This is a genomic window from Vibrio injensis, from assembly GCF_001895205.1.
GTDB lineage: Bacteria > Pseudomonadota > Gammaproteobacteria > Enterobacterales > Vibrionaceae > Vibrio > Vibrio injensis.
Genome location: NZ_BDJF01000016.1, coordinates 241,324 through 254,513 on the forward strand (window position 1 = coordinate 241,324; position 13,190 = coordinate 254,513).

11 protein-coding genes, 1 riboswitch and 1 other annotated feature are annotated in these 13,190 nt (G+C 43.9%); of the genes, 4 read left to right on the forward strand and 7 right to left on the reverse strand.

What is annotated here, in order from left to right:
• Positions 1–39 precede the first annotated feature (39 nt).
• The 6 genes from hisH to BSR11_RS06290 all read right to left on the reverse strand — a co-directional run bounded on the left by hisH (position 40) and on the right by BSR11_RS06290 (position 6,928).
• Positions 40–651, reverse strand: a complete 612-nt coding sequence (gene hisH / locus BSR11_RS06265) for an imidazole glycerol phosphate synthase subunit HisH (protein WP_072669589.1) — start codon at positions 649–651, stop codon at positions 40–42.
• On the reverse strand, positions 651–1,724 hold the full coding sequence (hisB, locus tag BSR11_RS06270) for a bifunctional histidinol-phosphatase/imidazoleglycerol-phosphate dehydratase HisB (RefSeq protein ID WP_072669590.1): 1,074 nt from the start codon (positions 1,722–1,724) through the stop codon (positions 651–653). Before hisB ends, hisH begins: the two co-directional genes overlap by 1 nt.
• Positions 1,725–1,786: 62 nt before the next feature.
• Positions 1,787–2,827 (reverse strand): histidinol-phosphate transaminase, encoded by a 1,041-nt coding sequence (gene hisC, locus BSR11_RS06275; protein WP_072669591.1) that lies wholly within the window; start codon positions 2,825–2,827, stop codon positions 1,787–1,789.
• Positions 2,827–4,125: a histidinol dehydrogenase gene (hisD, locus tag BSR11_RS06280; protein WP_072669592.1), complete on the reverse strand. Its 1,299-nt coding sequence runs from the start codon at positions 4,123–4,125 to the stop codon at positions 2,827–2,829. The genes hisC and hisD overlap by 1 nt, the downstream gene beginning before the upstream one ends.
• 4 nt (positions 4,126–4,129) lie before the next feature.
• A complete protein-coding gene (gene hisG / locus BSR11_RS06285) occupies positions 4,130–5,026 on the reverse strand; it encodes an ATP phosphoribosyltransferase (protein WP_072669593.1) in 897 nt (298 codons plus the stop codon).
• 40 nt (positions 5,027–5,066) lie between these two features.
• Positions 5,067–5,204: a sequence feature (His leader region), on the reverse strand.
• Positions 5,205–5,338: 134 nt separating this feature from the next.
• Complete coding sequence (locus tag BSR11_RS06290; RefSeq protein WP_072669594.1) at positions 5,339–6,928, reverse strand: Na+/H+ antiporter NhaC family protein; 1,590 nt, start codon at positions 6,926–6,928, stop codon at positions 5,339–5,341.
• Between the two features lie 114 nt (positions 6,929–7,042).
• A riboswitch (Lysine riboswitch) is annotated at positions 7,043–7,269 on the reverse strand.
• Between the two features lie 461 nt (positions 7,270–7,730).
• Between BSR11_RS06290 and BSR11_RS06295 the strand changes: the two genes are divergently transcribed.
• On the forward strand, positions 7,731–8,144 hold the full coding sequence (locus BSR11_RS06295) for an H-NS family histone-like protein (RefSeq protein WP_072669595.1): 414 nt from the start codon (positions 7,731–7,733) through the stop codon (positions 8,142–8,144).
• A 199-nt stretch (positions 8,145–8,343) separates the two neighbouring features.
• Here the strand turns inward: BSR11_RS06295 and BSR11_RS06300 are convergent, their stop codons facing one another.
• Positions 8,344–9,648, reverse strand: coding sequence for an inosine/guanosine kinase (locus BSR11_RS06300; protein WP_072669596.1), 1,305 nt, complete (start codon positions 9,646–9,648; stop codon positions 8,344–8,346).
• 310 nt (positions 9,649–9,958) lie between these two features.
• Here BSR11_RS06300 and mnmA point away from each other — a divergent pair, with 310 nt between their 5' ends.
• Genes mnmA through purB form a run of 3 tightly spaced genes read left to right on the forward strand, consistent with a single transcriptional unit; the run spans position 9,959 to position 13,142 of the window.
• Positions 9,959–11,077: a tRNA 2-thiouridine(34) synthase MnmA gene (gene mnmA / locus BSR11_RS06305; protein WP_072669597.1), complete on the forward strand. Its 1,119-nt coding sequence runs from the start codon at positions 9,959–9,961 to the stop codon at positions 11,075–11,077.
• Between the two features lie 20 nt (positions 11,078–11,097).
• Positions 11,098–11,715 (forward strand): high frequency lysogenization protein HflD, encoded by a 618-nt coding sequence (hflD, locus tag BSR11_RS06310; RefSeq protein WP_072669598.1) that lies wholly within the window; start codon positions 11,098–11,100, stop codon positions 11,713–11,715.
• 56 nt (positions 11,716–11,771) lie between these two features.
• Positions 11,772–13,142: an adenylosuccinate lyase gene (gene purB, locus BSR11_RS06315; protein WP_072669599.1), complete on the forward strand. Its 1,371-nt coding sequence runs from the start codon at positions 11,772–11,774 to the stop codon at positions 13,140–13,142.
• The last annotated feature ends 48 nt before the right edge of the window (positions 13,143–13,190 follow it).

Here is a 13,190-nt window from a genome sequence, read left to right on the forward strand (position 1 = left end):
GAGTCCATCGACTAAGCCGCGATCCTTAACCATTCAAACTTACAGTTTCAAAAAATTATCAATCAGTTTTGCACCCACTTTTGACGAGCGCTCAGGGTGAAACTGCACACCGTAATAATTACGCTGTTGAATGGCGGCGCTAAACGGCTGTCCGTAATCACATTCCGCAATGGTGTAATCACCGACTGGAATGGCAAAGCTGTGTACAAAATAGAAATACTCATCAGGATCAATACCCGCAAATAACGGATTGCCTTGCTGAGCGGTCACCGTATTCCACCCCATATGAGGCAATGGTAAATCTTCAGTTTGCATACGCTGCACATCGCCATTCACTAAACCAAGACAATCCACCGCCTGCTGCGCTTGTTGGCCATGCTCTTGTGAGCGTCTGCCCATCAATTGCATCCCTAGGCAAATCCCGAGAACCGGTTGCTCAAGACGCCGGATCAAGTCCACCAATTGTCCCTGCTTGAGGTTATGCATCGCTTCGCTCGCGGTGCCCACGCCAGGTAGAAACAGCTTATCCGCGGCAAGGATCACCTCTGGTCGGTACGATAAAGTGACATCGTAACCAAGTCGTTGAATCGCAAACCGTACTGAAGCGATATTGGCACATCCCGTATCAATAATGACCACCTTAGGCTTCATCACAATACTCCTTTGCTGCTTGGTAACTCATTACCTTGCACTTGAATCGCTTGGCGAAGTGTACGACCAAAGGCTTTAAACAAGCTTTCAATAATGTGATGATCGTTGTCACCGTTGGAAGATAAATGCAAAGTGCACGCTAAGGTATCCGTGAGAGAGCGGAAAAAGTGATAGACCATTTCCGTCGATAAATCCCCCACTTGCTCACGGCTAAATTGCGCGTCAAATTTAAGATAAGGACGACCCGATAAATCTAAAGCGCATTGTGCTAAGCATTCATCCATCGGTAAGCTAAAACCAAAACGGCCAATGCCTCGCTTATCACCTAAGGCTTCTCTTAAGGCTTGGCCTAATGCCAAAGCGGTATCTTCGACTGTGTGGTGATCATCAATATGCAGATCGCCCTTAACGGTTAATTTGAGTTGAAACCCACCGTGGGTAGCAATTTGATCCAGCATGTGATCAAAAAAACCTAAGCCAGTTTCAATCTGATTACCGCCTGTTTCATCGAGATTAACCGCCACTTGAATGTCGGTTTCTTTGGTTTTACGTACTACCTGAGCGGTGCGCGCTTTGACGGTTAACTGCTTGACTATCTGCCGCCAATTGCAATTTTGTGGATGATATTGAATCCCTTGCAGCGCCATATTTTCTGCCAATTGCAGATCGGTCACTCGATCGCCAATCACTGCTGAATGTTTAAAATCTATCTGGCCACTTTGCAAATAAGACTTCACCAAACCCAATTTAGGTTTACGACAGGCACAATTATCTTGTTCAAAATGCGGACAAATCAGCACCTCATCAAATGTCACGCCTTGGGATTGAAAAATCTCCATCATCATCGTATGCGGCGCATCAAAATCTGCTTGCGGATAACTGTCGGTGCCAAGACCATCTTGATTGGTAACCATCACCAAGCGATAACCCGCCTCTTGAAGCGCCAATAGGCTTGGTATCACATCAGGCTCAAACTTAAGTTTATCTAAGCGATCCACTTGAAAATCGACCGGAGGCTCAACAATTAAGGTGCCATCGCGGTCAATAAAGAGAATTTTTTGTTGTATGCTCACAGGAATATCCTTTTCTTATTTTGCATTCAAGATCATTGAAGCTTGATGCCTGTTAATGCCACTTATTGGTAATAATTACGCACAAAGGCGACGACTTTTTCGCACTCTTCTCGATTGCCGACAGAAATTCGCACCGCATTATCGATGGGCGAATTACGCAGAATCATTCCATGCTCCCAAGCCGCTTTAAACAGCGCATCACCATCGGGAAACTTAACCAATAGGTAATTACCCCAGCCTTCAAATACCTCGACACCGGACACCATTTGCAAACCGACTTGTAAATAAGCGCGGTTAGCATTGAGATCCAAAACCTGAAACTTCGTACGCGCTAAACCTGATGGAGATAGAGCTTGCAAAGCAATATCCGCCACTGGAACCGGAACCGGATAAGGGGCAATCACTTTAAGTAACAGATTAATGATCGCTGGGCTTGCCAAGGTAAAACCACAGCGTAAGCCAGCCAATGCAAATGCTTTCGATAAGGTGCGTAAAATGGCAAGATTAGGATAGGTTTGCAGCAAATCGACCGTTGACGCTTCAGGACAAAAATCGATATAGGCTTCGTCCATCACCACAATGGCTCTATCTTGGGTCATTTCTAATAGAGCGATGATGTCTTCACGCCGAATAAGGTTGCCAGTCGGGTTATTCGGGCTGCACACAAAGACTAGTTTCACCTGCTCAAGGTTGGCCTCAATCGCGGGTAAATCGAGTTGCCAATCTGCGCTAAGCGGAACCTGTTTACGCGCCACCCCAAAGGTTTCAGCGCTGATAGCGTACATGCCATAAGTCGGCGGACAATAAAGAATCGCATCTTGATTCGGCTCGCAAAATGCGCGGATCAACAATTCGATACTCTCATCGGCACCGCGTGAGGTCAGCACTTGCTGAGCCTCAACACCGGCATAATCGGCATAGGCTTGAATCAACCCTTGCGGTTGACAATCACTGTAGCGATTAAGACGAGCGAAATCGGTTTTATAGTGATTATCGAATGGTGATTCGTTGGCATTCAACCATACATCACCACTGCCACCAATGCGACGGGCAGATAAATAAGGCGTCAAAGCCTGAACTTGTTTTCGAGCCAATTTTTCCATCAGTTTTTCGCCTCTTGTAATTTCTCTATACGGATCGTGACCGCACGTCGGTGAGCATCTAATCCTTCCGCGTTAGCCATGGCAACGACTGTCGGTGCTAATGCTTTTAAACCATCCGCTGTCAGCTCTTGGACTGTCATACGCTTAGTAAAATCCGCTAAACCTAAACTTGAATAAGTTCTAGTGGAGCCGTAGGTTGGCAGCACATGATTGGTACCTGATGCGTAATCTCCGACCGATTCTGGTGACCAATTGCCTAAAAATATCGATCCAGCGTTATCCAGCAGTGGTACTAATTCACGGGGATTTTTGGTCTGAACAATCAAATGCTCTGGACCGTAATAGTTAGAGATCGCCACCGCTTGGGTCAGCGAATCAGCAATAATGATTAAACTTGACGCTAACGCCTGCTGAGCAATGTCAGAGCGAGTCAGACTCTTCAATTGGCGTTGCACAGCATCAGTTACCCGATCGGCAATCATTGGCGATGGCGTCACTAGCACCACTTGCGAGTCAGGCCCATGCTCGGCCTGACTGAGTAAATCAGCGGCAATAAATTCAGCGTCTGCGGTTTCATCAGCGATGACCAACACTTCCGATGGGCCGGCAGGCATATCCATTGCCGCTCCTTGAAAATCATTGCTCACTTGTCGCTTAGCTTCGGTCACATAAGCATTACCAGGACCAAAGATTTTATCCACTTTAGCCACGGTTTCGGTGCCATACGCCATGGCCGCAATCGCTTGAGCGCCGCCCACGTTATACACCTCATCGATATGGCATAATTTGGCAACATAGAGAATTTCATCGGCAATCGGTGGTGGTGAACAAAGCACGACTTTCCGACAGCCTGCAATTTGCGCCGGAACGCCAAGCATTAATACCGTTGAAGGTAACGGCGCACTGCCACCAGGAATGTATAAGCCTACTTTATTAATGGCACGAGTCACTTGCTCACAAACGACACCGGGCATGGTTTCCACTTTCAATGGTTGTGGTTTTTGCGCCTTATGGAATTTGGCTATGTTACTGTACGCTTGCTGCAGAGCTTGCTTCATCTCGGCGGACAAACGCTCACTCGCGGCGTCAATCTCTGCTTGTGAAATACGTAGACTATCAGGTTTCACACGATCAAACTTTTCCGTCAGTGCCAGCAACGCCGCATCACCATCACGGCGAACTTGGCTGATCAACTCTTGTACCGTGGCGGTAATATTGACTCCTGCGCTTATCGCTGGACGCTCTAAAACCGATTCTTGCTGAGTTTCACTCAGTGATGGCCAAACAACCGTTCTCATTTCCTTACTCCATCATTTTTTCAATAGGTAACACAAGGATAGAACTGGCTCCCAAAGCTTTGAGCTGCTCCATGGTTTCCCAAAATAAGTTCTCCGAACTCACCAAATGCACCGCCACTTTGCTTTTATCTGCTGACAGTGGTAGTACCGTTGGGTCTTCAGCACCCGGTAATAGCGCGGTAATTTTGCAGAGCTGCTCAACGGGAGCGTGTAACATGATGTATTTTGATTCTTTGGCTTGTTGCACGCCGTGCATACGGGTCAGCAATTTATCGATCAATGCCGCTTTATCGGCCGAGAAATCACCTGAACGTTGAATAAGCATGGCTTTGGATTGGAAGATCACTTCCACCTCTTTTAAACCGTTTGCTTCTAAGGTGGCCCCTGTTGAAACTAAATCGGCGATCGCATCAGCAAGACCAGCGCGAGGAGCGACCTCCACTGAGCCAGTTAACATACAGGTACTAAAATCGATTCCCTGTTCATCCATATAGGCTTTGAGTAATTGCGGATAAGTCGTCGCGATCCGTTTACCTTTCAAGTCTTGCGGGCTAGTGTAGGTTTGATCTTTATCCATGGCGATTGACAGACGACAGCCACCAAAGTCCATCCGACGGAGGCTGACAAATTGACTGGGCTGATTCAGCGCGCGGCGATCTAAGCGAGTCTCTTCGAGGACATTCTCACCGACAAACCCGAGATCTACCACACCATCCATAATTAATCCGGGAATATCGTCATCTCGAACGAGCAGGAGATCAATTGGCATATTCAGTGAGTGAACCACGAGTCGCTCACCCATAATGTTGAATTTCACTCCACATTTTTTCAATAAATCTTGGCACTCTTGACTTAAGCGACCTTTCTTCTGGATAGCAATTCTTAGGCGTTGTGTTGGCATTCGTTCATTCCTTTGTTATTTATCGCGTTAAAATCAAACCGTAAAAAAACCCTTGGAAGAGTGCTCTCCCAAGGGTTTAAAATCTAAATATACTTTTGATTTAACCACCGGGAGCGTCCTGCCTCCCGGGTATGCGTACACCTCCCGAAAGACTGGCTAGGGATGATGATGGTGATGAATATTCATTACAAAATTACGCATACTGATTTATCTTTCTATGGTTTAATTCGACTGTTTTCAACACTAACTAAGCTTGAGCATTTTTGCAACTGCAAATTACAAATTTTGCCAATTTACTGCTAATGCACAATGCTAACGGACTATTCTGGCTTTAGATAGCCACGATAACATCAAACAAACACCAATAAACACTACGCTTGAGGCTGCTAAAGAGGCCAATACCGACGCAGTCATGCCTAATACCACAAAACCAATCGCAGAAATAAACGCCACCGATAATGAATAAGGTAATTGTGTCGCAACGTGATCAATATGATTACAACGAGCCCCTGTTGACGAGAGAATGGTTGTATCTGAAATCGGTGAACAATGGTCACCAAACACCGCTCCGGCCAATACCGCACTCAGCATCGGTAGCATTAAGGCGATCTCGGTCGCTGCCGCCATATCGCCTGCAATGGGTAACATGATGCCAAAAGTACCCCATGACGTTCCGGTTGAAAATGCCATCACACCGGATAATAAAAATAAGATCACCGGTAACCAATGCGGATTGATATTACCTTGTACTAATGAAGATAGGTAAGCCCCTGTTTTCATATCACCGATGACGGAACCGATTGTCCAAGCAAAGATAAGGATCAAAATGGCACCAAACATGGAACGAGCACCAATCCACATCGTCATTAGTGTGTCACGTAATGGCATTTTTTGTTTGAATACCGTTACTAATGCCGCCAATAATCCCGTGGAGCCACCATAAACTAATGAGGTGCCTACATCAGTATTTTCAAATGCACCGAGAATACTAAAATCAATCCCCTCACCAGATAAAGCTTGGCCACCAGTAAACAGCATGGCACCAATGGTAGCGATAATCAGCAGAACAATCGGCAAGACCAGATCCAATACTTTACCGTTCTGACCTTCTGGAATATCAAGCTCTTCATTCAACTGATGAGCAACGGGGCTATCATTATCTTGATCGTTATCAAAACCTCGACCTTGCGATGCATTAATTTCATGACGACGCATCGGGCCAATATCCATTTGGAACCATACGACGGCAAAGACCATAAGCAGGGCAAAAATCGCGTAAAAGTTCATCGGAACAAGGCGTAAATAAGCCCCTAGAGGTGAATAATCGGTAATACCATGAGAAACCAAAATACCGCCAATAATCGTCATTATATACGCGCCCCAGCTAGAAGCAGGCATGACAACGCACATGGGTGCGGCAGTAGAGTCTAAGATATAAGCCAGTTTGGCACGTGATACATAAAAACGATCCGTGACTGGTCTTGAAATTGAGCCGACGGCTAAACTATTAAAATAGTCATCAACAAAAATAAACACTCCCAGAAAAGCAGCGAGTAATTTAGCACCGCGTTTGCTTTTTACGCGAACTTGCGCCCACTCGGCAAATGCACGAGTACCACCGGATAAGGTAAGCAGTGCGGTCATCATGCCTAACAATAATAAAAAGCCAACAATACTCATGTTCCAAGTATTGATACCACCATCAGCAATAAACACACTGAATACTTGACCACTGGTATAAGAAAACGCGTCAGTGACTGAATAGTTAGCCAGCAGTAAAGCGCCAATTAAGATACCAACACCAAGAGACAACAGTACTCGGCGGGTAATAATTGCTAAGCCCAATGCCACCAGCGGGGGTAACAAAGACAAAGGCGAGGAAGCAAAATCAATTACATTCATGATCTTCAAAAACCAATAATAAATGGCAAGAGATCTACTGCAGACAAACTGGACGACACTCGTCATCACAGCTTATGTTGAACTAAGCGAAAGGGAAGCGAACACTTCACCCAACCCTACAGTAGCGCTCCATAGTTTAACAACACAGTACCGAGCTTTACTTGGATTATGCTCTCCAACGTATACGATACTTAGACTATGGCAGTGTTGTCCCTATTCGATAACAACCCCAGCAAGCCGTGTTGATCGACGACTTACTTCGGCGGTAAGGCCTTTCACTTGGATTCATTGGCATCACCCCAATCCTAGTTACTTTTCAATACCGCACCTCTACATCGAGAAATCAACTTACTTAACTCTCTTAAGTAACCCATGACTCTCGCATTAGGTCATCGCATTGTACTTATCATCTTTGTCAATGCAACCCATAGTGAAGTTTAATTCCTTTCGATGCTCTATAAGTTGCACTCATGTGTCCGTTTCGCAATAAATGGATTATTTCATGGCTAAATCAGCCCGATTTTAAAATTAACACCGACGAACGTTGATAGCTGCAGGATGATTATGCAATGAATATCACTAAACATAGTCGGTAAGCTTGAAAAAACTGCGCTTATGTTTAACGTAATGTTCAAATATGGTCATATTTATGGGCTATCCTATAAACGAATAATATTAATCTTCGGTTTGTTAATCTTTTTTTACGCAATATTCGTGTTATTATCACATTCCAATATTGCTAGAATAAATAACTAGGTTTAATATCAACTGGTAAACCATTTTAATCTCACAGGAAACAGTAATGTCTGAACTAACTAAAACGCTATTAAATATTCGTAGCCTACGTGCATATGCTCGTGATTTAACTCTAGAACAACTTGAAGAAGCACTTGATAAATTAACGACTGTCGTTCAAGAGCGTAAAGAGCTTGAAGAACAAGAAAAAGCAGCACTGGCAGAACAAGAAGCTAAGCTCTCAGCAATTGCTGAGCAAATAGCTAAAGAAGGTATCGATGTGAGTGCTTTAATTTCTGCTCTTGCTGGCGAAACCAAAACTAAAGCAAAAAGCAAACAAGGCAAACGTGCACCACGCCCAGCCAAGTACAAATATATGGACAATGGCGTAGAAAAAACCTGGACAGGCCAAGGCCGTACACCTTTAGCGATCCAAAAAGCGTTGGATGAAGGTAAATCATTAGAAGAGTTTGCTATTTAACTCTTTTATTTCCTCTCTACTTAATTAACGGCTCGGTATTTATTCGATACTTACCGCATCAATCAACCTTGAGGTATCACGCTCGATTAATGAGCATTCCGTTAACAAGAGAGGTTTATCTGTTATTCAATAAAGGCTCCGATTAGGAGCCTTTATTATTGTGCGCATCAAATAATCAGCCGCTGTATGTTCACTGTTTTTATCGTTCCCAGTAGGCTTCTTCTAAACTGTCTTCTCGCTCAGGTAATCCACGAGATAGACGGGGTGAATGTTGTACTAATACCTCATAACTGGCTCGATTAGAATATTTACATACCTGAGAGAAAGAAGAGTACGTTAAAAATGGATACTGGTGCTTGCTAGAATTAGGTACGTTTTCTTTATGGTACTTATTCGCAGCCATATCGTGTAATAAAGCCGACAGTGCAGCATCGCCAGCACCATTGGTATTTTTAATTTTTTCAGGGCCGCCCATATATGGCGAAATATGCGAATAAACTCGGATAGGATTTTCACAACCAAGACGGCTGGTTGGTCGACTAAACTCATAACGGTTAAATTCAGCAATGGAGCCTGGTAATAAAGGGAGAGAAGTTTCACGTTTCGCTGAATCCTCTGTATAACCAGCCATAAATAAACCCACTGGACCAGCAGTACACAGCACCAAATCCACCCAGTCTAATGCTTTATCAGAAGCAGCCAGTGGATCTTGCTCTCCGGTTAATGCCTCAGCTTCGTCTTCATTCATGGCTAACACGGTGACGTGGTCATGTAAAAAGCGTTGCCAAAATTCGGGATCATCTTGAATAACAAATTTAGTCCCTAGAGTTAATACCACAGGCACATCGTATTTCTTAGCATACTCAATCGCTCTCATTGTTGCATGAGGCATAGGGTCGCCCGTCTTACAACGGACTAAATAAGCAGTAATAACTAAAGCAGAAGCGGTACGAAAAATTTTCTCTGGGATATTATCTGGGCTTAATTGATTCATTTGACCTTCACTTATCGCAAAGGTACGTTCACCATCTTCGGTAATTAAGGCAAAACAGCGGCCAATCGCACCGTCGACACCTTGTAAATAATTCAGGTCAACACGACTAGAAGTATTACAAAGGTAACGATAACCATAGCTACCTATCTTAATATCTTGGCTCATCACACCTAATAAGGTCGAGCGATCGTCGGCCAGTACCGAATAGTTATGTAGTGTATTACCGATCGTCCCACCAGCATATTCACTACTAATTAATTGATTACTTTTTAATTCCTGATAAAGCGCTTCTGCTGCTTCATCATTAATCACCAAAGAGTGGCCTTTACTGAGTCCATAACGTTCAATCAACTCAGAATCGACTTTAGCTTCAATGTCGACCAAAGTTTGATCAATTCCAATAATATGAGTGCGGGACATTTTCTTATTTTCTTGAGCTTGGATCACCAATGGATCGCGAGCATGAACAGGAAAATAATGTTTAGATTTGCGTTGGCCAGGAAATTTCATAGCGTCAATTCGGCTTGGGAATAAAAAGATGGGCGATTCTACCTCGCACTCTAGTAAAACAGCAACTAACAGAAACCAAGCAAACGTTTTCGTGATATTTTTATTTTGCTGTCAGTAAGCCTATGCATCTTCGCGAATCCTTGATTCTCACTTTGTCTGATCGCCTGCTTACTAGACAAACTATCCCAAAAAATATCGCTTAAATAGCTCAGATAATCAGCAAGGGAAGTGTGATTGCGGTCGCGGATCTGTCCTCAAAAAATTCTTTCTGTTAGAATCTGAGCCCAAGTTAATTAAGTGGTATTACGTTATGTCAGATAACCGCAATGCAAACAGCCAAAAGAAAGTGATTGTTGGCATGTCAGGTGGCGTGGATTCCTCCGTTTCAGCCTATCTTTTACAACAACAAGGCTATCAAGTTGAAGGCTTGTTTATGAAAAATTGGGAGGAAGATGATAATGAGGAATATTGTACTGCCGCTGAAGATTTAGCGGATGCACAAGCGGTCTGTGACAAGCTAGGCATTTATCTGCATACCATTAATTTTGCTGCTGAATATTGGGATAATGTCTTTGAGTATTTCTTAGCTGAGTACAAGGCTGGAAGAACGCCTAATCCAGATATTCTTTGTAATAAAGAGATCAAATTTAAAGCCTTCCTTGAGTTTGCCGATGAGGTACTCGATGCAGATTATATTGCCATGGGTCATTATGTGCGTCGTACGTTCCCTACTCAAGGCGAAAAGCCACAAATGCTGCGTGGTTTAGACAGTAATAAAGATCAAAGTTATTTCTTATATACGTTAAGCCATGAGCAAGTGGCGCGCAGTTTATTCCCCGTTGGTGAGCTAGAAAAACCTGAAGTTCGTCGTATTGCTGAAGAGCAAGGGCTCATTACTGCGAAAAAGAAAGATTCTACAGGCATCTGTTTTATTGGTGAGCGCAAATTTACCGACTTCTTATCTCGCTATTTACCAGCACAACCGGGTAAAATTGAAACGCCGGAAGGTAAAGTAATTGGTGAACACCAAGGACTGATGTACCACACTCTAGGACAGCGTAAAGGTTTGCATATCGGTGGCTTAAAAGACGGTAGCGAACAACCTTGGTATGTGGCAGAAAAAGATTTACAGCGTAATGTGTTGATTGCCGTGCAAGGCGCTGATCATCCATTATTAAAATCTCAGGGTTTATTGGCTTCTCAACTGCATTGGGTCTCTCGTTGCCCCATTACCGAGCCAACACGCTGCACTGTGAAAACTCGTTATCGTCAAACGGATATTGCTTGTACCATTATTCCGATTGATGAACAAAACATCAAAGTGATGTTCGATGAACCTCAAATTGCGGTTACCCCAGGACAATCTGCCGTATTCTATCAAGGTGAAGTCTGTCTCGGTGGTGGAATCATTGAACAGCGCATTTCTTAGTTAACTGTAGGAGTATTTACGTGGCTAACACCAACTACGACCGTACTATCGCCTTTGCTGGAATGTGCCAAGCCGTGGCTTTGGTTCAACAAGTGGCAAAAAACGGTCACTGTGATTCAGACGCGTTTGCAACCTCACTCCAAGCCATCATCAACCTTAATCCAAGCAATACCGTGGATGTGTTCGGCAATGAGGCCAATTTAAAAGTTGGCCTTCAATGTCTCGTTAATGGGATTGATAGTACACCATCAGGAAGTGAGGTAACCCGCTATCTGATCAGCTTGATGGCTTTAGAACGTAAATTAAATACGCGACGCGATGCCATGTCACAACTTGGTGACCGTTTACAGATGTTGGAGCGTCAAGTAGAACACTTTGATCTACTTGATGACACCATGATCAGTAATCTTGCTAGTGTTTATCTGGATGTGATTAGCCCTATTGGGCCACGGATTCAAGTGACTGGCACTCCAACGGTATTACAACAAACTGCCAACCAACAAAAAGTACGGGCTTTACTACTTTCAGGTATTCGCTGCGCAGTGCTTTGGCGTCAAGTCGGTGGTAAACGCCGCCATTTAATTTTTGGTCGTAAAAAGATGATCGAACAAGCTCAACTCTTGTTAACAAGACTGTAATGCTTGGCTTAATTCTTATTCACCTTCATTTTTAACTCACACTCCAGGAGAATAACATGGAACTGTCAGCATTGACTGCTGTTTCACCGGTAGATGGCCGATACGGAAGTAAAACGATTGCGTTACGCAGTATCTTCAGTGAATATGGTCTCCTCAAGTACCGTACTATCGTTGAAATACGTTGGCTACAAAAGCTGGCCGCGACTGCAGAAATTAGCGAAGTCCCTGCATTTAGCCAAGCAGCCAATCAATTTCTTGACCAACTTGCTGAAAACTTTAGCGAACAAGATGCGCAACGTATCAAAGATATTGAACGTACCACCAATCACGATGTAAAAGCGGTAGAGTACTTCTTGAAAGAGAAAGTTGCGACAGTTCCAGAACTTCACGCCGTTAACGAATTCATCCATTTTGCTTGCACCTCTGAAGACATCAATAATACTTCGCACGCGTTAATGCTTAAAGAAGCGCGTGACACCGTCATTCTGCCTGAAATTCGTCGTATTATTGATGCTATCCGTCTACTGGCTGAAGAGTATCGTGATATTCCTCTTCTATCTCGTACTCATGGTCAACCGGCTTCTCCTTCAACCATGGGCAAAGAGATGGCGAATGTCGCCTATCGTATGGAACGCCAATATAAGCAAATCGCAAGTATTGAAATTCTAGCGAAGATTAACGGTGCCGTGGGTAACTATAATGCGCATCTTTCTGCTTATCCTGAGATAGATTGGCACAAATTCAGTGAAGAATTTGTCTGTGAGTCACTGGGCGTCAATTGGAATCCCTATACAACACAGATTGAACCACATGATTATATTGCTGAACTCTTTGATGCTATCGCTCGTTTTAATACTATCTTGATCGATTTTGATCGTGATATCTGGGGATACATTGCTCTTGGTCACTTTAAACAAAAAACTGTTGCGGGAGAAATTGGCTCTTCAACCATGCCTCATAAAGTGAACCCCATCGATTTTGAAAACTCGGAAGGTAACTTAGGCTTAGCTAACGCCATCTTTACTCATCTTGCGCAAAAACTGCCGATTTCACGCTGGCAACGTGACCTAACCGATTCTACCGTGTTACGTAATCTTGGTGTGGGTGTGGGTTATGCGATCATCGCTTATTCTTCAACCTTAAAAGGCATCAGTAAACTAGAAGTCAATCGCGACGCGCTTTTGGCTGAACTTGACAAAAACTGGGAAGTCTTGGCAGAACCCATTCAAACCGTGATGCGCCGCTATGGTATTGACCAGCCGTACGAAAAACTCAAAGAGTTAACTCGGGGTAAACGCGTTGATGGCGAAGCGATGCGCCAGTTTATTGATGGTCTAGAATTGCCAGATGCAGAGAAAGAGCGTCTTAAACAGATGACGCCAGCCAGTTATATCGGCTACGCTATCGAGTTAACTGATCAACTGTAAGTCATCACTTGACCAGACTAAAAAGGACTTCTTAAAGAAGTCCTTTTT

Excerpts from the sequence above, each read along its gene's own strand:
- BSR11_RS06290 (WP_072669594.1), bottom strand. The coding sequence starts at position 6,928 with ATGAATGTAATTGATTTTGCTTCCTCGCCTTTGTCTTTGTTACCCCCG.
- hisH (WP_072669589.1), bottom strand. The coding sequence starts at position 651 with ATGAAGCCTAAGGTGGTCATTATTGATACGGGATGTGCCAATATCGCT.
- mnmA (WP_072669597.1), top strand. The coding sequence starts at position 9,959 with ATGTCAGATAACCGCAATGCAAACAGCCAAAAGAAAGTGATTGTTGGC.
- BSR11_RS06300 (WP_072669596.1), bottom strand. The coding sequence starts at position 9,648 with ATGAAATTTCCTGGCCAACGCAAATCTAAACATTATTTTCCTGTTCAT.
- hisC (WP_072669591.1), bottom strand. The coding sequence starts at position 2,827 with ATGGAAAAATTGGCTCGAAAACAAGTTCAGGCTTTGACGCCTTATTTA.
- hisD (WP_072669592.1), bottom strand. The coding sequence starts at position 4,125 with ATGAGAACGGTTGTTTGGCCATCACTGAGTGAAACTCAGCAAGAATCG.
- BSR11_RS06295 (WP_072669595.1), top strand. The coding sequence starts at position 7,731 with ATGTCTGAACTAACTAAAACGCTATTAAATATTCGTAGCCTACGTGCA.
- hisG (WP_072669593.1), bottom strand. The coding sequence starts at position 5,026 with ATGCCAACACAACGCCTAAGAATTGCTATCCAGAAGAAAGGTCGCTTA.
- purB (WP_072669599.1), top strand. The coding sequence starts at position 11,772 with ATGGAACTGTCAGCATTGACTGCTGTTTCACCGGTAGATGGCCGATAC.